Source organism: Polaribacter batillariae, assembly GCF_017498485.1.
In the GTDB taxonomy this organism is placed as follows: domain Bacteria; phylum Bacteroidota; class Bacteroidia; order Flavobacteriales; family Flavobacteriaceae; genus Polaribacter; species Polaribacter batillariae.
In genome coordinates, this window is record NZ_CP071795.1 from 858,433 (window position 1) to 882,062 (window position 23,630).

Annotated in this window: 13 protein-coding genes and 1 pseudogene; 2 read left to right on the forward strand and 12 right to left on the reverse strand. The window is 32.9% G+C overall.

Annotation, left to right across the window (positions count from 1 at the left end; all coding sequences use genetic code 11):
- Window positions 1–25: 25 nt before the first annotated feature.
- The 9 genes and pseudogenes from JL193_RS03905 to JL193_RS03945 form a co-directional block, all read right to left on the reverse strand.
- Window positions 26–3,613, reverse strand: a complete 3,588-nt coding sequence (locus JL193_RS03905) for a sialate O-acetylesterase (protein ID WP_207972577.1) — start codon at window positions 3,611–3,613, stop codon at window positions 26–28.
- A gap of 100 nt (window positions 3,614–3,713) precedes the next feature.
- Entirely contained in the window at window positions 3,714–5,120 is a 1,407-nt protein-coding gene (locus tag JL193_RS03910) for an alpha-amylase family protein (protein WP_207972578.1), read from the reverse strand.
- Window positions 5,121–5,227: 107 nt separating this feature from the next.
- Window positions 5,228–5,668 carry a hypothetical protein gene (locus JL193_RS03915; RefSeq protein WP_207972579.1) on the reverse strand — a complete coding sequence of 147 codons (441 nt, stop codon included), beginning with the start codon at window positions 5,666–5,668 and terminating at the stop codon, window positions 5,228–5,230.
- A gap of 768 nt (window positions 5,669–6,436) precedes the next feature.
- A pseudogene (gene tnpA, locus JL193_RS03920) lies at window positions 6,437–6,868 on the reverse strand (IS200/IS605 family transposase).
- A 129-nt stretch (window positions 6,869–6,997) separates the two neighbouring features.
- On the reverse strand, window positions 6,998–7,231 hold the full coding sequence (locus JL193_RS03925) for a hypothetical protein (protein ID WP_207972580.1): 234 nt from the start codon (window positions 7,229–7,231) through the stop codon (window positions 6,998–7,000).
- On the reverse strand, window positions 7,183–10,341 hold the full coding sequence (locus JL193_RS03930) for a VCBS repeat-containing protein (RefSeq protein ID WP_207972581.1): 3,159 nt from the start codon (window positions 10,339–10,341) through the stop codon (window positions 7,183–7,185). The genes JL193_RS03925 and JL193_RS03930 overlap by 49 nt, the downstream gene beginning before the upstream one ends.
- 90 nt (window positions 10,342–10,431) lie before the next feature.
- Window positions 10,432–12,252, reverse strand: coding sequence for a RagB/SusD family nutrient uptake outer membrane protein (locus tag JL193_RS03935; protein WP_207972582.1), 1,821 nt, complete (start codon window positions 12,250–12,252; stop codon window positions 10,432–10,434).
- A gap of 12 nt (window positions 12,253–12,264) precedes the next feature.
- A complete protein-coding gene (locus tag JL193_RS03940; RefSeq protein WP_207972583.1) occupies window positions 12,265–15,624 on the reverse strand; it encodes a SusC/RagA family TonB-linked outer membrane protein in 3,360 nt (1,119 codons plus the stop codon).
- 168 nt (window positions 15,625–15,792) lie between these two features.
- Window positions 15,793–16,965, reverse strand: a complete 1,173-nt coding sequence (locus JL193_RS03945) for a FecR family protein (RefSeq protein ID WP_207972584.1) — start codon at window positions 16,963–16,965, stop codon at window positions 15,793–15,795.
- Between the two features lie 110 nt (window positions 16,966–17,075).
- Here JL193_RS03945 and JL193_RS17100 point away from each other — a divergent pair, with 110 nt between their 5' ends.
- Window positions 17,076–17,390, forward strand: coding sequence for an RNA polymerase sigma factor (locus JL193_RS17100; protein ID WP_243456826.1), 315 nt, complete (start codon window positions 17,076–17,078; stop codon window positions 17,388–17,390).
- 17 nt (window positions 17,391–17,407) lie between these two features.
- Window positions 17,408–17,650 carry a sigma factor-like helix-turn-helix DNA-binding protein gene (locus JL193_RS17105; protein ID WP_243456827.1) on the forward strand — a complete coding sequence of 81 codons (243 nt, stop codon included), beginning with the start codon at window positions 17,408–17,410 and terminating at the stop codon, window positions 17,648–17,650.
- Window positions 17,651–17,793: 143 nt separating this feature from the next.
- Here the strand turns inward: JL193_RS17105 and JL193_RS03955 are convergent, their stop codons facing one another.
- Genes JL193_RS03955 through JL193_RS03965 form a run of 3 tightly spaced genes read right to left on the reverse strand, consistent with a single transcriptional unit; the run spans window position 17,794 to window position 23,626 of the window.
- Entirely contained in the window at window positions 17,794–21,159 is a 3,366-nt protein-coding gene (locus tag JL193_RS03955) for a VCBS repeat-containing protein (RefSeq protein WP_207972585.1), read from the reverse strand.
- Entirely contained in the window at window positions 21,156–22,595 is a 1,440-nt protein-coding gene (locus JL193_RS03960; RefSeq protein WP_207972586.1) for a carbon starvation CstA family protein, read from the reverse strand. Before JL193_RS03960 ends, JL193_RS03955 begins: the two co-directional genes overlap by 4 nt.
- Complete coding sequence (locus JL193_RS03965; RefSeq protein WP_207972587.1) at window positions 22,592–23,626, reverse strand: hypothetical protein; 1,035 nt, start codon at window positions 23,624–23,626, stop codon at window positions 22,592–22,594. The genes JL193_RS03960 and JL193_RS03965 overlap by 4 nt, the downstream gene beginning before the upstream one ends.
- Between the last annotated feature and the right edge of the window lie 4 nt (window positions 23,627–23,630).

Below are 23,630 nucleotides of genomic sequence, written 5' to 3' on the forward strand. Positions count from 1 at the left end.
CTCTAATATTTAAAAGTTTTTAAACTTATTTTATAACCGCCCAAGAATAACTATTCGCTTTTACTTTAACTTCTAATTCTATAGAATAGTCTCTATTTAAATCCATTGTTTTTACTTTTCCATCTTCTATTTGTACTTTTGCTTTGTCTTTAAGCCCAGTGTAGTAAAGTGGTACTTTGATGGTTTTGGATATTTCTTTGTTTGTTGGGTTATAAACCATGAGCATCCCTTTCTCTACACCTTTTGGATTAACATTTAACCAATAATCAAGATCACGACCATCTGCCCTTCTTAAATGAATGATATCTCCTTCGAGAACTTCTCGATGCAATTTATACCAGGTTACTACTCTAGAAACCATGTTTTTGGTTTTATTAGAATCGAAAAGTCGTGGCCCTCGATAACAAGCTTGAACTCCACCTCCTAGGTTACTTGTCATCATCATTTCGTAATGAGATAGGTGTTCGTTTAACGGCTCGATAGTTGCTGCTGCTCCACCACCATGATATTCTGTAAGTGGTACAAACATCCAACCCATAGATGGTGTTTTTTCCCATGAGCCATCAAAAATATTTTGTCTTGTATGCAATAACTGTTGGTTACGAGGTAAACTCCAATTTACTTCTCTATATCCCATTCCGCATTTATTACCTCCTGTCATATAGTAAAAATCTGGAATATTAAGGTAAATTCCATTTTCACGACACCATTGATAAAATTTAGATATGGTTTGATATTGTTCCCATCGAGAATCTTCTAAACCTTTATGTCCTGGATGGTCTTGAGACATACATACGTCTCCTGGATAAGAGCCATCATGTTCTAATAATGTAAAACCTGTTTTCTCGTAAAAAGCGTATAATTTTTTAAAATAGTTTTGCCCCCATTCGCTTCCTAAACAAGGTGCATTTCCAAAAGTTGGGCGCTGTCCTTTTGGCATTACCACATCTTGCCCATTACCTATTCTTCTAGATGCTAATAACGAATAACCACCTATCTCTATTCCTTTACTTTTTGCATAGTTGGCATATTGTTTCATCTTGTTAATATACTCTTCACTATCATCTTCAATATTAAACCCACTTCCAAAAGTTAGTATAACCATCTCAAAACCAACCTCGGCAGCTTGATCTATAGCGGTTTTAACTCGTTCCCAATCTGCAAATCGGGCATGCATCATTAATGGATTTTCTGAACTCCAAGGTGCTAACGTACGATACAACTTTTTTAAAGCCAGCCCTTGTCTTTCTCTATCATAAGAATCGTACGGCAATACAAAAGTGCGAAATGACTTAAAAGTTTCTCCTGAGTTAACTGATTTCGACGGGCCAATTTCTGGACTAACCTTTAAAAGACATGGTGTCTTTCTCAAATAATTTACTTGGGTGAGGTATTCTGGGTCTGATTCCCAGTGAACTGCATGGTGGTTGGCATCATCTACATTAAAACTACCAAATGCATAATCTGTTTCTACATGGATATTAGGTTTCGGTACATTGTATTTTTTTGCATCTACTGCCGAACCATACTCTACCAAAGCTATAATTTCGCTTGTAAAGTCATCAATAATAATTGGTTTTGCTCCTTGGTTTTCAACTGTAATCCACTTAGCCATTACAGGTAAACCATCGTAAAGTTCGTAATGTACCGATACTTTTGCTTTGTGTTTTTGCATGCCTTGTGCATTAACATCGATACTTCCATAGCTGGCATAGTTCTTTACATGTAACCTTACGAGTTCTCCTTTGGCATTTTTTGCATCTACACCTTGTCCTTTGGCATTGGTTTTTCCAATTCTTACTAAATTAGGAGAAGCATTAAAAGGCTTTAATGTTTGCACTACTATCCATTCTCCTCCTTTAGGCATGGCTTCACAAAAAACAATATCGTTGGTAATACGAAATCTCAACGTCCATGTCTTGCTCATATCTATTTCTTGATTCTTCGCTGAAATCTTGTATTCCTTTTGTCCATCCCATAGACCAAACATAGGAGAATCTCCTCCTGGTCTTAAATAAAATTTAAGTGTTTTATTAGGCCAAGCCAAGGCTATTCCTGGACCATAGTCTGTACTTTTATCTGTGCCTACATCAAAAGAAGCTTCAATAATTTTAGCTGAGGTATTAAAAGCTTTTTCAACATAAACAGCCGTATTTTGAGGTGTATAAATTTCACCTACTTTTCCTTCGTTTTCAAAAGAAGAACGTTCGTGTGAATTGGAGTAAACGGTTTTCCATGAAGTGCCTAAACTCTTAAAATCTGTTTTATATAAATTTTTTCTACCATAATCGCTTGGTAACAAGCCATTACCTTTTAAAACCGATGTAGGTTCTGGCATCGAATAATCCATTCTTAAATGTATTCCTTTAGGTGGCCACTCTGCACCTTTTGCATAATACCTTACCTGTTTCCACTTAAAAGGAGCTTTGGGTTCGCTTACTTCGTACCCTAAATACTGCATCGCGGAAGGGCTTGTTTTTAATTTATCGATCCATTCTTTCTTTAAAAAGGCATAATTTGGTTGCCCTTTTAAGCCTCCAACCTCATAGGTTACTCCGTTAATTTTTACGATAGCTTCTGGCTTAACTCCTCTTAAAAGCGATTCGCCATTTGCTAGATTATCAAAACCAACAGTAGCTGCATTTGGTACAATTCTAAAAGTTCTTCTTAACAGACCATTGGATAAAACCAACTCATCGCTTCGTTCTCCCTGATATACATTCGCTTTATAACTACTAGCGTTTAATAGCCAATCTTCTTTTTCTACACGACTTGGTTCTTTAGGTAAAAGCAATGCTTCATAGGCTGCAGCATAGCGCTTGCCAAAAGTTATTAATGAAGCTCTGTCGAAATGTACTTGATGATGCTGTCTTGCTTTAAGCCCTTTAGATTCTACAAAAGCTACATTAGGCAATAGGTTTGGCATGTTTCTTAAGCTTTGCTTTACCATATTTATTCTTTCTACTCGTTTCGGGGCATTATGGTCTGGACCAGTGCCATAGAATTCTGCAAGATTACCTACAATAAAGGGTAAATTACTGTTTTTAAGGTCTGACCTAAGATCTAGTATCAACTGTTTTAGGTGTTTCTGATAGTTTTTAGCTTTCTTTGGCTCTACAGTATCGGACTCTCCTTGATGCCATAACACCCCCTTAATTACACCTTGTTTCGCGGCCCAATTTATTTTATTTATAGCATCTTTATAAACATGGCCTCCTTTGCTAAGTGTTGCAATTTCTGCACCACCAAAGGCTACAGGAATTAAACCAACCTTAACCCCTGGGTGAGCTTTTTTATAAGCCTTTGCAAATGGCCCAGCCAAACCAAACTGATTACTTGGTAAACGATTGTGTATGGGATGTTTTGCGGTTTCCCAAGTAAAGTTTTTGCCCTCTTTAGTCCACCCTCTTAACATTTTAACACCCTCTATAGGCAATTTATCTTCGGGAAATAGTTCTCCATAACCACTCATATTAGATTGCCCCATGAGAATAAAAATATGAAAATTGTCTTTTTCTGCTTTTGATTGTGCTTCTATTATTTGGGAATTAAATAGTACTATACCCAAAAACAAAAAGAGTAGTTTTCTCTTTAGTTTCTTATATTTTTTCATATTTGGTTTACCTGTTTTCAATTGTTTATACCTCATTTATTTTTTGTTTTTTATAAAGCTATTAAAATCATTTTTATTTATTATCTAGAACATTATCAAACTATATTTTAAAGTCTAATATTTTAACTTCCCCAGGTTTTAAGTTTATATGAATACTCTGGTTATAATTTACTGCTTTTCCTTCTTCTTCCTGAGCATTATCTAGTGGAGATGTTACGCTATATGTTTGATTTGTGCTTTTATAAAGCCCCAAATCTCTATCGAGTTTTATAGTATATATTTTATTCTTTTTTGAAGGGTTATGAAAAGAAAGATATCCTCTTTTACGATTCCAAGCGGAATAACCATAAACTTCGTTTTTACGAGGGTCTCCACCATGCATTTTTACATTTTTAAACGTTGGAAAGACTTCATACACCCATTTAAGACCTTTGGCCATTACATCCCAGTCTCTATCGGCTAACTGTTCTGTTTTTATATAGAATTCTATAAAACCAGTTCCACGAGATAGGTTCATGAATAGATACTCGCTAAACTCTTTATTGGTTTCTCCTGTTTTTACTTTTTTGGGTTCGTGGTTAAAAATGGCATTTATAGGAAATTTGGTGTTTTCTTTAGTCCAAATATCGTGGTATATTCCGTCTCTATAAGTTAATTCTCCAGTGCGACCATCGCCTATAGCTCCATCTGCAGCATTAATGAGCCAAACTAAATCGACATGTTGCAACCACCATGGACTTAAATAAGCCCCATTGGTTATCGCCATAAATACTTCTGGATTGATTGCTGATACTTTTGTAAAAACATCAATAAGTCGCTCTGTACCTGCAACAAGATAATAGGTTTTAAGTTCGTCGTATTTACTATCGTTTAATCGAGGATCGGTAGTACTAAATCCTTTAAGATTTAACTGTGGCATGGAAGGTGTGCCTCTACCATTCAATTCGAAAGCTCGTGTATAAAGATGCCCAAAAATACCGTCGAATTTAAAATAAGATATGCCTTTTTTGGCTAATTCTAAGGTGCGTTCTTCAAAAGCCTGCATGTATTTTGGACCTGTCATAGACATCGAAAAACCAAGGCTTTCGTAGCCTTGCGCTTCTAGTTTTTTAATCATTGGGTTCGCTCCAAAAAAACAACCTGGGCTATACCATAGCCCCAAAGTGCCGTTTTGTTTCTTTACCAGTGCGTGGCTCGATTTAAAATCGGGGTCGAACTTATTCGTATTAATTTTCCACAGTTTATTGCCCCAATCTGAATTTTTTGAAAAACTATCTTGCCAACCATCATCAATAACATAAGCGTTAAGTGGTTTGCAACCTCTTTCGGTTACCAATTTTTTATAAATGATTGATGCACTTTTTTGAAATTTTTCTTTAGTTACTTTTTGATAGAAATCGAACCACGAATTGTATTGAATTTGCAGACGTAAGGGTCTAATACGAATTTCATCTATATACTTATAAAATGCATCATCTATATATTGATATTGGTCTGCTACACCCACAATCGACTTGTAAGTTGTATAACTTTTACCTGCTTTGAGATACTTTCCCCATAAATAACCACAATATAATGTATTATTTTCTACAATATTGGTTGCCGCTGGAAATTCTACCCCCAGAATGTAGCTGAATTTTTAGTATAAAGTGGTTGTCCTAAACCAAATTTATAATCGGTAACCTTACCTGGCCTATTTGGATTGTAGCCAGTAGGTGTTGTAATTAAGTTCATGGACTGAGCTGTTATCTGCTTTAGTTTATAAGGTTGTAAAGCATCTTGAGCCTGAATTGACTCAATATCTACTCGTTCTAGTGTTATATCTTTTTCGGGAACTACCTTCAAATACTTGCGCATATAAAAATCGGCATCCTTTAATTCGTAATACACTTCTACTTTTAACTGATGGGCTTTGTTTTCTAAAAGAAACCCTTTTTTGTTTTTTTCGTCTTTTAACACTTCTATTAATAAGAAATCTTTAGATGTTAGCTCTACATCTGTTCCTTCTTTATCTGTTCCTTTAGATATGCGTAACTTAAATTCGTCTTTATTCATTGGCACAAGCGCTTGTTGTGCTTTTTTATTGTAAATACTCGTTGTGCATAGTTTCCCTTTATCTACGCTTATAACTCTCTTTACAAATTGATTTTCAACTATATATTCAACTGATTTAGTATTGCAACTTATAGAAAAAATTAGTATCACTAATATTAAAGTATGCTTTATACTTAATTTTAGGTGTTTGTATTTATTATGTAACATCTAGATGATTGTTCTGTTATATGTTAAAATTTAGTTATTGATGTTTTGTTGGATGATGATATTGAACTTGAAATGTAAAACTTTAATAAATCATAAAACACAAAATAGTAAAAAAATAGATTGCTTTTGATGAACCTTAATAAAGAATTTCTTAAGACCAACTATCTTCATGACAGAAAAATTCCGAGACAGCTCCTCGAGAAATTCTTATCGATTAAAACTTTTTTAATTTAACGAATCGTGCTTTTCCTTTATTAACAGCCACAATAAGTGCTTTCCCGTCTTTATAATTAATAAGTTTAATTTCTTTCACATCATAGGGTAAACACAAGCCTGTTTCTAATGTATTTCTAGGTTCAAAAAATCAAAGTTATTTTTACCTTTTAAAAAGAGCCAATAAGTAACAAAAGTATTTTTTTAAAGTATATCTTTTCTTTGCTAAAGTTTACAATCTAAAATCATTATGTGTGTAATATTGTATTATTAAATAAACCACTATGGACTTGAAGTCCATAGGTTTTTAAATCTGACTAAAGTCAACAGTTCGAAATCTGAACGTACTTACTCAAGTATAAAATCATCATTATCATTACTTGATTTACGATGATGTTCTAAATATTCATTTACCATTTTATCAGTAATATTACCAGTACTCCAGCAACCAAAACCTATTGCCCAAAAATGTCTGCCCCAATATTTCTTCCGCAAAATAGGAAACTCTTCTTGGATTTTTCTTAAACTTCTTCCTTTTAACTTTTTTACGATTGTACTTATATCTTGAGATGGACGATATGCAATGTGCATATGAATATGGTTATTTGAAACCACTCCTTTTAATATAACGATATCTTCTGAATCACAAACCTGAATGAGTAACTGCTTACACCTTTTCTAAATATCCCCTTTTAAAACTGAAAATCTATACTTTGTGCTCCAAACAATATGTACTGTTAATCTTAAAACTGTATGACCATTAACTCGCTGATTTGACATACAACAAAGATAAAAATTTTTAGAAGCTAAAGCGAAATGCACTCAAAGTGCATAGTTTTATCTAAATTTGAGACCAATAAAGTTACCAAAAAAATCGAATCCATCAATTTTACTGCCTTTTTCTGTTTCTTATTTTTTGTATATACTACCATTTATTTGAAAAACCCTAAGCTTAGCATTATTGGCACCAACTAAAATACGTGGCTTGCCATCTGCTGTTTGACGAATTATTTTAATAGATTTTACATCTTGAGGAATGTAAAACCCTGTTTCTTTACTTGTTAATGCTTCAAATTTATAATTTCCTTTATTGATTAATAATAGCCCTGTTCCTGCATCAAGACGAGTGGTTTCAACTTCCATATTATAAATATTACCCCAAGAATTATGTCTTCTAATCCGTCGTTATTAAAATCGAAATGAGCTAAGGCAGTAACAGCAGAAAACTGAACTTGAAATGGTAATTCTGTTTGCTTAGAAAGTACTCCATTTTTTTTAATTTCGAATAACGTAGATTTTAATTCGTTAGCGGTAAGGTGTAATGCTTCATTGATTTCTTTTCCTAAAATTTCTTTTATATCTGCCTTTGCAAATTCTTCGAATGTTGGAAATTTCTTTTGTATTCCAGGAATTTGTTCAGAACTGCATTCTCTTCCTCTTACTGGAACTTTTCGATCTCCAATATTTTTTGTTAAAAATGCATCAATCGTATTATTTCCATCAAAATCAGAGGCATAAATTTCAAACGGTTTTCCTTCTTTAACTTTAAACTTTGTATTAAGACCTAAGTTACCTGCTAAAATCTCTTTTTTACCATCGTTGTTAAAATCGTAGGTAAGAAAAGTTTGCCACCATCCTGAATGACTGTTAGTCGTATTGTGTTCTTTTATTTTTAAATGTTTTCCTTTTTGATTGATATATACTTTTGGTGCCATCCACTCACCAAACAAAATAAGTTCTGGATAGCTATCTCCATTGATATCTGTCCATTCTGAAGCTGTTATTAAGCCTACTTCTTGCGTATCTAAAAACCAATTTTGGGTACGATCTACAAAAGTTCCTTCTTCATTTAACAACACATAACTCTTTGGTGATAAAGGGTATTTACCTGCTACCATTCTTCCGCCAACGAAAAGATCTACATCACCATCTAAATCGATGTCTGAAGCACTTACTGAGGCAGTAAACTCCTGAAATTTAGGAAGTTTTTTAGATTTAGAAAAATTACCTTTGCCATCGTTTAAATACAGTCTATCTTGCAGTAATTCTGGAGAATTTACCATTTCATAACCGCCACTAGAAACATAAAGATCAACATCTCCATCTGCATCTGCATCAAAAAAAAGCGCACCTGTATCTTCGTAAATTTTATCTGATTGAATATCGGGATTGTGTTTATTAACATATTCGCCTTTTAAGTTTTGAATATAAATGCTAGCAGGTTGTTGCTTTGCACCTCCAACAAAAATATCGTCTAAACCATCTCCATTAACATCCTTTACAGCTATGGCTGGTCCCAATTGAGAGTATTTATAAGGAATTAGTGGCTGTATTTTATAATCATCAAACAAATTTTCTTGATGATAAAATTCAGGTTTGAGCATATTTTTTTGCTCTGTAATTAACTTCGTTTTTACTTTTTCTTCTTTAATTTCTGGTATTGAAGCATTTGAGTAATAAACCGTAAGTGTTTGATTAGACGAAACATTACTAAGTGTATTTACTTTTCCATCTGGCCACAATACTTTTATATTTTTAATTGATTTAACCGTGTCTAGTCCAAAATGAAGCTTGGGGCTAGAAGCCGACAAATAGCCTCGTGTTGCCAATACTTCTTGGTATTGTTGCGATGTATCTGTTGTTATATATACCTTACTTCCGAAACCAAAGGTATTATTTTTGGGGCCTTTTAAAGCTAATTTAATGAAGTTTTTACCGAGTTTTTCAGCATTATTTTTATAAACAAAAGCTGTATCCATAAAATTATTAATAACCATGTCTAAATCTCCATCGTTATCTAAATCGGCAACTGCAGAGCCATTAGAAAAACTGGGGTCTTGCATGCCCCACGCTTGAGTTTTTTTCTCGAATTGATAGCCATTCTTGTTTTTGTATATATAATTCGGAATTTTTTGTGAAGGAAGTTGTTTTAATATACTAAAAGCTTCTTGTGTAGTGAGTGTCTTTTGGGCTGCTTTTCGCATTACAACATCATTTTTGTCGCGGTATAAAACATCTCTGTAAATACCGTTTGTAATATGTACGTCTTTAAAACCGTCGTTATCAAAGTCAGAAATTATACATGACCAACTCCAATCGGTATTTGAAATTCCGGAAAACTGACTTATTTCATTAAATGATTTCATTCCGTTATTAAGATGTAACATATTGTGCATGTACAAATGATTATAACCTGCATCTGTAAAATTTTTAAACATTTTACGATTCATCATATTCATGGTGGTTTTTGAACGTTTATAATCTTCTGGGTTCATATCTAAAACCATTAAATCTGCTAAACCATCGTTATTAATATCTGATGCATCTGCTCCCATACTAAAAATAGAAAGGTGTCTAAAATAATTATCTGTTTCTTCGGAAAAAGTACCATCGCCATTGTTTATATATAAATAATCGGGTTCCATAAAATCATTAGACACAAATATATCTGGAAAATTGTCTCCATTAAAATCTGCAATAGATACATCCAAACCAAATGCGCCATCTGGTACAATACCAGCAGATTGGGTTATATTTGTATATTTACCATTGTCGTTTCTATAAAATTGATCATCTCCTTTTAATGTTCTAAAATAAGGGTTATTTTGTACAACCCCTTCTGGAAAAGTTTGCGCAGCTGTCGTAAAATTAACAGGTGTGTTTACGACATACAGGTCTAAGTCATTATCTCCATCATAATCAAAAAAAGCAGCTTGTACAGATTGGTTATTATCGTTAATACCATATTCTGCAGCACGCTCTGTAAAAGTTAAATCTCCGTTATTTATATATAATAAATTTTCTTTCAATTTTGAGTTTCTGTATTTTCCTGATTTACAAAGGTAAATATCTAACCAACCGTCTGCGTTTACATCGGCTATGGTAACTCCCATGTAAAAACCTTTATTTCCTTCTACCCCAGCCTTTTTAGTAATGTCTTCAAATTTAAAATCTCCTTTATTTAAATATAGAGAATTGGGCGACATATTGCCTACAAAATACAAATCTGGAAGATTGTCGTTATTAAAATCTCCAACTGCAACACCTGCTCCAATATACATATGCTTATATGTGTAATAGTTTAAAGTTGGTGTCTCCTTTATTATATTGGCAAAATTTACGCCACTTTTATTTGATGAAATTTTACTAAATAAAGGCTCGTTATTAGCAATGGTATTTTTTTGAACATTCTTATTTTCTTTACTACAAGAAAATAGTAGTACGATACTTATAACAGATATGATTTTTTTCATTAGTTGAAGAAATTTGCTATTTAATTTTAACAATAAATCCTTGGACAAAAAGCCAAGGATTTATTTGTTAGATATTTTTAAGAATGATTTTTATTCATAGCCTGCATTTTGCGTCCATCCATTTGCTTGGGCAGCTGCAAACGGAATAGGCAAATAATAATGTCTGTCTGTAAAGAATCTAGTACGTTGTTCGCCATCGTTGCGAATTTTTAAAGCGTAAAGATCGTTTTCGACATCCCACGTAAAATCTAATCCACGATATTGTGTTGATAATGGGTTGATTGCTTCTCTCCAACGTTTTAGATCCCAATAGCGGTGGTACTCGAAAATTAACTCTACACGACGCTCTTGTTTAATATCATCGAGGGTTACTGCTCCTTTAAGAGGCAACCCAACTCTTTGTCGTATTGCATTAATAGCCATTAATGCATCACCTGTATTTCCAGTTGCATAAGCAGCTTCAGCTAAATTAAGATATATTTCGCCTAATCTGTATGCAAAAAGCGGATTATTACCATCTATTCTTCTGTCTAATTGAGGGCTTGATAAATTGGCCAGTTTATATGCTGATATGGCTGACCTGGCACCATTACCTACAGTTTGATTTGGGCCTCTAGTAGGCACACCTGCAGAAGATGCTGCATTTGCGTCTGTAACAGCATCATGTAAATATGCAGTTGCATTTCCGTACTCTAAACGTCCGTATGCTGCAATGGAAGCTGCAAACCTTGGATCTTTATTTCCCCAAAGTTCGTTTATATCATGAAACACTCCAGATCCTAAATTATCTTCTAATAATCTTGACCCATTATCTGGGTATCCAGTTGGTAATTCGTTACCTGGTGTTCCATCTTTATATTCGAACCATTCTGTAGTTTCATAATAAGCAAATACCGAATTGCCCCAGTTAGAGTGGGTATCTGGTGTTTGTCTTGGTAAAAGAAACATACTATTTAAATTAGTTGTTGCGGGTATTCCTGGAAACTCTATAGACATTATCGTTTCGGTGTCTGCACCACTTCCTACCTCATCAAAAATTTTACGATAAGCACTAACTGTATTACCTGGTCGCAAAGAGAAAATTCCACTACCCAAAGGTGCTGGTAAAAGTGCTCTTGAAGACTCTAAAGATTTTGCATAATACCCATTTGCTTCAGAAGTGTTTATACCTGTTAATCCTCCAGGAGTTTTTAAAGCTAATTTTCCATCATTTTCTGCAATGCTTCCTGCATAGAGCATCGCTCGACTTCTTAAAGCATGTGCAGCCCACAAGCTAACTTCTGATACATGAAGTGATTTTCCTTTTAATAACACTATGGCTTTATTTAAATCTTCTTCAATAAAGTCGTAAGTTTCTTTTTCGGTATTTCTTGGTACCAAAAGTTCCTCTCCGCTTAAATTAGCGTCTTGAGGTTCTCTTATTATAGGTATGCCTCCATAACGTTTTACTTTATTAAAATACCATTGTGCTCTAAAAAAATGTGCTTGCCCTAAACGTGTATTACGAAAAGTTTCTGTTAGGCTTGTGGCATTCTCTAATTCTTTAATGGCTACATTGATTATTCTTAACAACTGCCAAGTTCCATTCCCCCAATATCCCAATCCTCTCGTATTATCACTTCCTGGGCCTAAATCTCCTGTTACAGCAAGGTAAGAACCACCATTACCTCTCCATCTACCTTCGTCGCTTACAGTTGTTTCTATATAATAATCACCTCCTGTAGAAACATTTGTTGGTAAACGGGCTGTTAATCTTGTGTTTTGATAAATGTTTGCAAAATAAGCATTTATTAAAGCTTCATCTTGCCATACTGTATCTCCACCAATAACATCTAAACGAGTTTTGTCTAATTCGTCTTCGCAAGATGTAAATGCTATTAATGCTATTATTACTAATATATATTTTTTCATAAAATTATCTTTTTAAAAACTTACATTAAAACCTAAAGTATATACTTTTTGTACAGGATATGACGTCCTGTCACCTGACTCTGGATCAAAAGGATAAAAACCTAACTTATCGAAAGTAAGTAAATTTGTTCCTGACAAGTAGAGCCTTAAATTTGTAGCTCCTAACGACTTTATAGCATCTTTAGGTAAGCTATAACCTATCACTAAGTTTTTTAATCTAACATATTTCGAATCTATGCGATAAATATCAATATTCGCATCGGCATAATTTAAAGCAGATTGATTATCTACTGGAAATGACGCTGTATCACTGGTCTCTGGAGTCCAAACTCGCCCTACTAAATATTTAAATGGTGTACGAGGTCCTCCTGTAGTTGTAATCGTTGATCTTTCATCGAGCGTAATGGATTGTTCAAAATTAGCAGCACCCTGCCAAAACATAGTAAAATCGAAGCCTTTCCATTCTAATTGAGTATTTAAACCAAAAATAATTTCTGGTGTACCTCCTCTACCTATTACAACTCTATCTCTATCATCAATAAGTCCATCACCATTAATATCTTTAACCCTAATATCACCAGGAATAACATTACTATTCATATCTGGGTCTCCACCATCAAAATCGATAACGCCATTGTATGAATCTATTTCTTGTTGATCTTTAAAGAAACCATCAAACACATATCCAAAAGTTCTATTTACCCATTCACCATCTCTCTTTGCGATACGTGTTCTATCTGGGTCGTCGAATTCTTGTTGTGAAATTTGTCTCACAAACTTTTCTCTGGCCCAAGATGCGTTGGCAGAAACATTAAGCTTTAATTCTTTAAAAGTATTTCTGTAAGATATTCTGGTTTCAAAACCTCTATTATCTCTAATATTTAAATTTCTTGCTGGAGGATCTACACCTACATTTTGTGGCAGTACTTGGTTATCTAAATCCTGAGACAAGATATTAAATCGTTTTCTATAAAATACATCTGTTTCGAAGTTTAGTTTGTTATTGAAAAGCCCAAGCTCTAAACCAACGTTATATAAATCTGATTCTTGCCAAGTTAATAATGGGTTTGGAAACGCTAGAGTTCTTATTCCTTGTTGGAAGTTTCCTGCGATTTGGTATCCTCCTGTAATATTAAATCCTTCGATATAATCATATCCAGCTCCTATATCATTTCCTAAACGTGAATAGGAAGCTCTAAGTTTTAAATTCGATATTGTATTTGAGTTTTCTAAAAAAGATTCTTTAGAAGCAACCCAGCCTAAAGATACTGCTGGGAAGTATCCTGTTCTTGAAGCTTTAGGAAAAAGTGAAGATTTATCGATACGAAAAACACCTTCTATTAAATATTTGCCTTTAAACCCGTAATTAAGTCGACCAACAAGTCCATTTCTTCCTAACTCACTTGCAGATCCTCCTCCTGCAAAATCTGAGGGGTTGGCATTATTTAAATATGGTGATGCTGCTGAAAGTAAATCGGCATTACTTGAGTTAAAAAATTCACTAAATTCTTGTTGGCGTTCAAATAATACAAGAGCACCTAAATTGTGATCTCCTAATTGCTTATTGTATCTCAAAGAAATTTGAGAGGTTAGTCTTTCAAACTCATCATAACGATCTTGTAAAGCATTATTTAAACGATCTGATCTTGAGGTAAAGTCTGTACCATCATAATACCAAACATCATAAGCTTTTGCTACATTCTTAATTCTTCTGTGAGATTTGAGTATCGCCATTTTACCTTCTACCTCTAAACCTTCAATATTTGGAATTTTATATTTTAAACCAATATTCGCATTTAGAACTTCTAATAAATTTGTTCTAAAACCAGACAAATCTTTAATGGTTGCTGCTTGAGGACTGTAAGGGTTTTGTATAGATACATTTGGGATTCTTCCATCTGGCAATGAAGAAGGAAACGCTGGATGCGCATACAGTGCACTAAAAAAATCTCCAGGTGTAGCACTGTTTTGAGACTCTCTATTTTCTCTTCTCCATCCTACAGTTAAATCTGCAGATAAATTATCGTTTATATTTGCATCTAAGTTAATTGAAGAATTATATCTTTTGTAACCAAAATCTCCTGATCTCCATATTGTACCTTGGTCTAAAAAACCTAAAGATGCAAAATATCTTACCTCCTTAGAACCTCCTCTAATATTAAGGTTATGTTGTTGTAATGGTGTCGCTTTACGAGTTACAACGTCCCACCAATTGGTTCCTGGATCTGTACCATTTTCTAGTGCTTCAAGCCTTTCTGGGGTTATAAAACCTGCTAAAGGTTGTACATTCCCATCAGGAAAGTAATAATCTCCAGGTCCTGTTCTAGAATTTTGAACAAGTGCTTTGTATTCTTGATAATTGGCTAATTCTGGGTAATTTGTATTTGATGTTAAAGAATAGGTGTTATTATAAGAAATAACAGGCTTTCCTATTTTTCCTCGTTTAGTTGTTACCAAAATAACTCCACCACCACCTCTTACACCATATACGGCTGCTGCTGCATCTTTTAAGATTGTAATGGTTTCTATTTCATTAGGATCTAATTGTGTGAAGTTACGTTGAAACCCATCTACAATTAACAAGGCTCCTTCTGAAAAACCTCTAATATTTATATTCGCCGTATCTGAACCAGGCCTTCCACTGGTTTGGTTTACTATTAACCCCGGTAAACGTCCAGCTAAAACGGCTGTTGTATTCGCTGCAGGTACTTTTACAAGCTGATCGGACTTTACTGTAGCAACAGAACCTGTTACGCTTTCTCTTTTTTGAGTACCATATCCTACCACAACAATTTCATCTAAAGAAGCTGTGTCTTCCAATAATTTAATCGTAAGATTTCTTTTATTTGCCACAGACACTTCTTGGGTTTTATAGCCTATATAAGACACAACCAATATGGCGTTTTGATTAGAGACTTCTAACTTGAATTTTCCATCAAAATCGGACTGTACTCCGTTTAATGTGCCTTTTTCTAAAATGCTTGCTCCGGGTAAGGGCTCGCCATCTTTATCGGTAACTATACCAGATATTGGTATATCTTGTAGCGAATTATTTGCTTGATTCGCATCGTATTTCTTAATTACGATTGTATTTTTGTCTGTTAGTTGATAATAAACATTGCTACCTGATAAGCTTTCTTTTAAAAGTTTCGATATTTTTACAATTCCTTTTTTTAGGTGTACTTTCGGAGCTCCTAAAAATAGGTCCTGAGGATATAAAAAACGGAACTTTGTTTGCCCTTGAATGAGTAAAAAAACCTGATCTACAGTCATTACTTTATCCGCATCAATCTTTACTTTCTCTTGCGAAAAAGAATTGACAGAAGTAAAACTAAATACGCTGGTACAAAGTAAGAAGATAAATGTTTTCATAATCATTAATAGCAGCCGTTTCCTAAGTAGATAACGGACTTTGATTAATTTAATTTTCATAAATTTACATGGTGTTAATTAGACATTAGTTTAGTTATTACAAATCAATAGAGGCAAAGTCGAGGCAATACTGCTAGTGTTTAACTTCGCTTTCTATATCTTTAATATTTAATTTAAAATCAATGTTTTATCTTTTAATTCATAATTTTTAATTACTCCAAAACTCTTAATAATTTTTAATATTTCTTCAATATTTTGGTCTCTACCTATGGTTCCATTGAAACCTGCTTTTTTAAGTTCTAGGTTTGCGAATTGTACCTCTAAATCATACCATCTAGATAATACTTTCATAATCTCATCAAGTCGCATTCTATAAAATCTAAAAAGCCCATCTTTCCATGCAATTTCATTTAGCACATTAACCGTATTTATTGCCACGGTTTTGTCTAAAATATTTAGGTTTGTTTGCTGTGAAGGTTTTAAAGTTCGATTTCCCCATTCTGAGTGAACCCATACTTTACCTTCTACCAATGTTGTATAGATATTGGTTTCATCTTTATAGGCTTTTATATTGAACTCAGTTCCCAACACTTCTATTTCTTGGGATTGATTAAACACTTTAAACTTGGTTCCATTATGCTTTGTACTTGGTGATACATCAAAGTAAGCTTCTCCGTAAACCAACTCGACCTCTCTATCTACACCTTTTGCGAAAGTTACTGGGTATTTTAATTGAGATTCTGAGTTTAACCAAACTTTAGTACCATCAGCTAAAACAACATGAAACTGCCCTCCTCTTGGAACTGTTAAATAATTATACGCTACCTTTGGAGTAGGATTGCTTTTCGATTTATAAGTAATATTTTTACCATTACTCGTTGCGTTTTTATTTTGGTATGAGTTTCCTTTCTTCAATGCAATTACAGAACCATCTTCAAGAGTTAGAGTAGCCTTATCTGTTCCTGGTAAAACCTTATCTGAATTTACTATTGTTGTCTTTGATGCGTCTTGTTCTTTTAAATTAAATACACCATTCTTAAAAAAATACACAGAAATTATAACACCAACAAAAACAGCAGCATACTTAACATAATTTAGTAGTCTTCTTTTTTTATAAAGCCTTTTCTCTTCTTTCATAAGATTGGCTATTAAATTTTTGATCTTGTTGTTGTCTGTTTTTTTCAAAGTACAGTCTATTGCATAGTTAATTTTAACATAATTTAGAAACTCTTGTTCGTTTTCAGTTTTATTTACCCATAAATCCAAATCGTCTAATTCATTAAAAGAAGCTTGATTATTAAGGTATTTTACTATATTTTTTTCTATTCCTTTCGTAGCCATGTGTTGTGTGCACTTTTAATTAAAGCGAAGCAAAATTTAATAACCCTAACTTTTTGGCACTTTTTTTCATATTTTCGTACCAAAATACATAAAATTATATTAATTTCTAAATGAAAATAGTTTATAATAACGATATTGAACTTATAAAGGGGCTTAAAGAAGGTAAAGAAACAGCTTATAATTTTTTGATAGATTCCTATCAACAAAAATTACATGCTTACGCTTATGGGCTAACAAAAGACCATGAGCTGTCTGATGACGTTATTCAAAACATATTTGTTTATATATGGAAAAACAGAATGAATCTTAAAGATAACTTTTCCATTAAAAATTATTTATACAGAGCAATTTATAATGAATGTATTGACTATTATCGTAAAAGAAAAGCTGTTACGGCTTTGGAAAAAAATATATTGATGCCTTAAACTATATCGTTGAAGAGATGGAGGAAAACTCTCTAGAAAAGTTAATCTTATTAGTAAAAAAGGAAATTGAAAATTTGCCTCCTAAATGTAAAAAGACTTTTGTTCTTAGTAAACAGGAAGGATTGACCAATATAGAAATTGCCGAATATTTAAACATTTCCATTAAATCTGTTGAGGCTCATATAACAAAAGCCTTTTCTATACTTAGAAAAACGCTTGGCAATAAAACCAATGGTGTTTTGTTTTTACTTTTTAGATAGCTTATATCTTTTAGATAGTTATATCTGTATTGCTGGGTATTGCTTATATGAGTTTTGTTTTAGAAACTAAGAATTTATTTACAAGCCTATTATTTTGTAAGTTCACGCAATACTTTTCAAAAAAAAACAGTCTTAAATGTAATCTAATTTATTTCTTGAAATTGGATATTACCATTATTCTTTGCAATAATAATGTTTTTTTTGCCACCTAACATCTTCATAAATTTGGTTTCTGAAACACTTCCATTAACGTAAAACCCATTATTATAGGGCATAATGGCTTTAAAATTTCCTTTTCCATCTCCTTTCAAATGTAAACCATATCCTGCATCTTGTCTAGGGGTTTCAACTTCAAAACCGTACATATTACCTAATAAAATAAGATCTAAGTTTCCGTCTTTATCAATATCTTCACTAATAATACTTGTTATGGTTGTTGTTTGGGCTTCGTTTGGTAATTGTTTTTTTACAAAAGTTCCATTTGCCTTATTCTCAAAATAACTTGTGGCAAAAGTTGTTGCTTTGTAGTGCAATGCATTGCTTATATTTTCTTTACCATATACATCAATTAATTCTGCTGAAGCAAATTCGTGATATGTTGGAAATTTCTTTTTTATGAATGGCATTTGATTCGAACTACATTCCCTTCCTCTTAATGGAAACAATTTTCCAGCTTGGTGATAGCCTAAAACAATATCAAGAGTTCCTGTTTGATCGAAGTCTTTAGCAAATATTTCAAATGGTGCTTTTTCAGAGGCTTTATATTTGCTATTTAGTCCTAAATTTCCAGCAATAAAATCCATATCGCCATCATTGTCAAAATCATTAACTTCTACACTAAACCACCAACCAATTTCGTTACTTAACCCTACCTTTCCTGTAATATCTAAAAATTTCCCATTATTATGCTTTAATATTTTTATTGGCATCCATTCGCCAACGATTACTAAATCTTTTACTTTGTCGCCATCAATATCTGCCCACTGTGCATCTGTTACCATTCCTATATTTTTTAGTGCCTCTACTTCAATGTTAACAAACTGTATCTTTCCGTTTTTAGAATCATTTCTAAGAATAAAACTTGTTGTAGGATACGGATATTTCCCTGGAGATTGTCGCCCTCCTATAAAAAGATCCAAATCGCCATCTGAATCAAAATCGTAGGGTTTTACTACAGATCCACTAATTGTATTGTTATTTTTAAAAGGCGCTGTAACTTTAGTGAATTTTCCATTTGTATTGAGGTAAATACGGTCTGAGTAATTAGTGGAATTTTCTTTAAATTCATTGCTTCCACTTACCACATACAAATCTAAATCGCCATCTAAATCTACGTCAAAAAATTCGGCATCTACATCTTCGTACACGCTTTCTTTTTGAAATAGGTTGCTATTTGAAACAGAGAATTTTCCATTTATGGTTTGCACATATAAAGTGCCTGGAAGGCTTTTTGCCCCTCCAATATAAAAATCATCTAAACCATCTGAATTTATATCGCCAACGGCTAAAGCTGGACCTTCTTCAGACATTTTATGCGGCAATAAACTTTCACGAGAAAAATCGTTGTAGTTATTTTCTTGATGTTTTATAGGTGTACCATATTGCGAAGTTACGTCTTTGAAGATAAAATCATTATTCTGGTTTTCTAAACTCTTTTGTTCTTTAAGATGAGTGGCATCATAGCTTATTAAAATTTCTTTATTTACATTAATATTTGCTAGTGTTTGCGATTTTCCGTCGGGCCAAATTACTTCTAAAGACGTTACTTTTTTAGCATTCCCTAGCCCAAAATGTATAGGTACGGCCATTGCCGATTGAAAACCTCTTGTAAAATAGTTTTCGGCTGTAAGAGTATTTTCGCTTGTCGTTACTTTTAATCGAGTTCCTATAGCGTCTATGTTTTCTTTTGTACCTTGTAGCTTAACTTTTAAATAATTATTTTTCTTTTGGTTATTGCGGTATAAATGTGCGAAATCGTCAATATTATTTACTACAATATCTAAATCTCCGTCATTATCAAAATCGGCATAGGCAGCTCCATTTGAAAAAGAAGCTGGTTGGTTTAGCTCTTGTTTTTGGAATTGTAAATTGGATTTATTTAAATAGAAATAATTCTTTTTTTTACGTTCTGGAAGTTTTTTTAAAAGGTCTTCGACATGCTTTGATATATCAATATTTCGTTTTTTTGAGCCTTCCTTATATTTTTTTTCTAAGTAGATTGAAAAATCATTATTTCTAAAATCTCTCTTTATTCCGTTAGAAACAAAAATATCTCGATATCCATCATTATCCATATCCATTAGTAAGGGTGCCCAACTCCAGTCGGTACTAGAAATATTAGCCAATTGAGCAATATCTGAAAATACGGGAATTTTGGTTGTTGGAAAATTACCATTATTTAATTGCAATGTATTATACATATATTGTCTATGGAGGCCTAAATTTTCAATCATACCAAAACGTGCGACATCCATACCGCTCATACTGGCTTTTTGCCCATAATTGTCTTCGGCCATCATATCTAAAGAAATAAGGTCTAAATAGCCATCGTTATTGATGTCGGCAATATCATTACCCATAGAGAAGTTAGACATATGGCCGAAGGCTTTTTCTGAAACTTCATTAAAAGTGCCATCTTGATTGTTAATATATAAATGGTCTTTTTCGTAATAATCATTACTTGTATATACATCTGGCCAACCATCGTTATTTACATCTCCAATAGCAATTCCTAATCCGAATCCTAAATTATTGCTAATAATACCCGCTTTTTTTGTGACGTTAACGAATTTTCCATTATCATTTCTATATAGTTTTTCCCCAATTTTTTCGGATTTATTTTTCATAATACCCTTAATATCATCGATTTCGTAAACATTAATGTTGTGATTAATTAAAAACATGTCTAAATCGCCATCACGATCATAATCAAAAAAAGATGCTTGGGTTGAATGGTGTGGTAGATCTAAATTATATTCGCTAGCCTTTTCTTCAAATATTGGAATATTATTCTCGTTAACCCCTGTATTTATAAGCAGTTCGTTTCTCAAAAATTCATCGGTCTCGAACCTTCCAGACTTTAAAATATAAATGTCTTTGAAGCCGTCGTTGTTAATATCTACAATGGCTACACCCGTAGAAAAGCCTTTAGAACCTTGAGCATTTGCTTTTACACTTACATTTTTAAATTTTAATTCTCCTTGATTTAAATAAAGTTTATTGGTTCTAAGGTTACTTGTAAAATAAATATCTTGTAACCCATCATTGTTAAAATCTGCCACTGCTACACCTGCTCCATTATAAAAATATTCATAATAAAAACCATTCATAGAGGTGGTTTCTTCTAACTTATTGTTAAAATTGAGTCCAGTTTCCTCAAAATCTAAAACCGTAAATAATTCTTCTTTGACATTTTCTTGATTAGGTGTTACTTTTTTCTTGCACGATAAAAATGAGATTGCATAGAATAAGAATAAGATTTTGAATAATAATATTACTTTATTTTTCATATTTCTTTGTGTCTTTTTTTATTTTTCTTTACATAGATAAAAAACAGAAAAGTTATAATTACTGTAATTAAAAAACCGCCTACATATGCTATTTGATTATCTAAATTAAATCCTTCGGGTGCTATTAAAATATAGGTGCTACTAACCATGGTCATAAAAAATGCTGGTATGGCCGATATCCAATATGCTTTTTCTTTGTAAATTAAAAAAGCTGTAATGGTCCAAAGTACCACCATCGCCAATGTTTGATTACTCCACGCAAAGTAACGCCATATAATTGCAAAATCTATTTGGGTAAGCGTAAAAGCAATTACAAAAAGAGGAATACTTAGGTATAATCTGTTTTTTATTTTCTTTTGATTTGATTTAAAAATATCGGCCAAAATTAACCGTGCAGATCTAAAAGCTGTATCTCCAGAAGTAATTGGTGCTACAACAATACCAAGTAATGCCAAAATACCACCTATTTTCCCTAGCATATTTAATGATATTTCGTTAGCTGCCCAAGCTGCATTATTGTTATTAAGTGCCATCGCTTCATTTAACCCTTCAACTGTGCCAAAAAAAGCCATTGCTGCTGCTGCCCAAATAAGCGCTACAACACCTTCAGTGATCATGGTTCCATAAAATATTTTTCTTCCCAAAGTTTCATTTTTCATACAGCGTGCCATTAAAGGTGATTGTGTGGCGTGGAATCCTGAAATTGCTCCGCAGGCAATAGTTACAAAAAGAATAGGAAATAGCGGTGTTTCATCTGGATTAGAGGTCATATTGATTAAATTTTCTTGTACCAATTCTGGTATGTGGTAATCACCAAAAAATAATGCAATAAGCAATCCAACAGCCATTAATAACATAGCAACCCCAAATACAGGGTATAATTTACTTATTAGCTTATCTATTGGGAGTAAGGTTGACAATATATAGTATGCCAAAATAAGGGAAACCCAAACCCAAATACTCCAGATATTTCCTGTCATTCCATCAATTATTTTTGCTGGCCCCATTAAAAATACGGTTCCTACAAAAATTAATAACACTACTGTAAACACACGCATTATGTATTTTACGTTTGTTCCAAGATAAACTCCAACAACCTCGCTAATACTTAATCCGTCGTGACGAACGGATAACATTCCCGAAAAATAATCATGTACGGCTCCTGCAAAAATACTACCTAAAACTATCCATAAAAAAGCCGCAGGCCCAAACATAGCGCCTGCAATGGCTCCAAAAATAGGTCCCAATCCTGCAATGTTTAAAAACTGAATTAAAAAAATACGCCATGTAGGTAAAGGCATATAATCAATATCGTCTCTTAATTTTAACGCAGGAGTTTCTCGCTCTTTTTGTACCCCAAAGACTTTTTCAACAAATTTTCCGTAAGTAAAATAAGCAATAATTAGGGCGGCAATAGAAAGTAAAAACGATATCATTTTTTATTTTTTAAGAATTCTTTTATCAAATAATTATAAGCATAACTTTTATGATTACTTGCTTTTATTAAATTAGATTTTATACTTCTTCGTGTTTTTTTTGAGGTGCCTTTTAAATATTTTAAATATTGTTTTAACTGATTTTTTGTCATATAAGTTACATATTTCGACAATATTTTAACTGCATTTAGATTGGCATCTTTTAATTTTTCAATTAATAATGTTCTAGAATTAATATCGATACTTGAAAATAAACTGTAAAGCTGATTGCTTATAATTTTATTAGACAATAGCTTATTTGGAATCTTCTTTAAAATATAATGCCTTGTTACGGCATCATTTGTTTTAAATATCTTAATTACTTGTGCAGAACTGGCTTCAAACTTTTCTTTGTCAAGTTGCTTTATAGCATATAATTGATAATCTTTATAAGGCGAATTTAAAAGGTAATTGTTAAGTTTTTCTGAATGTATAGATCGAAAATAGGCGCTTATTTTCTGTTTTACCTCACCGTGCACAATGTGCCAAATTGTATAGCAAGAGTACAATCCGCCTTTAACAACTGCTTCTTTTACTTCTCTTTTTGTAGCACCAGAAACGGCATCGACGTTTTCTAATAATTGATTCGCATTTGCAGTGGGAACTTCGTCTATTAAATCAGACATTTGCCGTCGTTTTAATATTGAATTATCATCTAATAATAATTGATGCAATTTTTTATAATCTGCTTTTTCAAACGGATCGTGTTCAAACTTTGTAAGTGGAAGTTGGCTATCTATACCATAACCTACGTAGTTCCCTAATAAATTCCAGTACACTTTAATATTGGCTAGTTTACACTCTCCATCTGCACATACTGGCGTTTCTATATCTGAAAAAAATAATTTTGGTGTATCTTTAGTATCAAGTAGTAATTTAACATCGTGTGCTATTTTAATGTTGTAAGTGGTATCTAAAGATGCTACTAAAAATTTAAAAATGGTTTTCTCTTTGGCTATATTCTTCCACTCGTCATTCATATTAAAAAACATGGGG

Coding starts and splice junctions, on each gene's coding strand:
- JL193_RS03905 (WP_207972577.1), bottom strand. CDS start 3,613: ATGAAAAAATATAAGAAACTAAAGAGAAAACTACTCTTTTTGTTTTTG.
- JL193_RS03915 (WP_207972579.1), bottom strand. CDS start 5,668: ATGAATAAAGACGAATTTAAGTTACGCATATCTAAAGGAACAGATAAA.
- JL193_RS03925 (WP_207972580.1), bottom strand. CDS start 7,231: ATGGAAGTTGAAACCACTCGTCTTGATGCAGGAACAGGGCTATTATTA.
- JL193_RS03930 (WP_207972581.1), bottom strand. CDS start 10,341: ATGAAAAAAATCATATCTGTTATAAGTATCGTACTACTATTTTCTTGT.
- JL193_RS03935 (WP_207972582.1), bottom strand. CDS start 12,252: ATGAAAAAATATATATTAGTAATAATAGCATTAATAGCATTTACATCT.
- JL193_RS03940 (WP_207972583.1), bottom strand. CDS start 15,624: ATGAAAACATTTATCTTCTTACTTTGTACCAGCGTATTTAGTTTTACT.
- JL193_RS03945 (WP_207972584.1), bottom strand. CDS start 16,965: ATGGCTACGAAAGGAATAGAAAAAAATATAGTAAAATACCTTAATAAT.
- JL193_RS17100 (WP_243456826.1), top strand. CDS start 17,076: ATGAAAATAGTTTATAATAACGATATTGAACTTATAAAGGGGCTTAAA.
- JL193_RS17105 (WP_243456827.1), top strand. CDS start 17,408: ATGGAGGAAAACTCTCTAGAAAAGTTAATCTTATTAGTAAAAAAGGAA.
- JL193_RS03955 (WP_207972585.1), bottom strand. CDS start 21,159: ATGAAAAATAAAGTAATATTATTATTCAAAATCTTATTCTTATTCTAT.
- JL193_RS03960 (WP_207972586.1), bottom strand. CDS start 22,595: ATGATATCGTTTTTACTTTCTATTGCCGCCCTAATTATTGCTTATTTT.
- JL193_RS03965 (WP_207972587.1), bottom strand. CDS start 23,626: ATGTTTTTTAATATGAATGACGAGTGGAAGAATATAGCCAAAGAGAAA.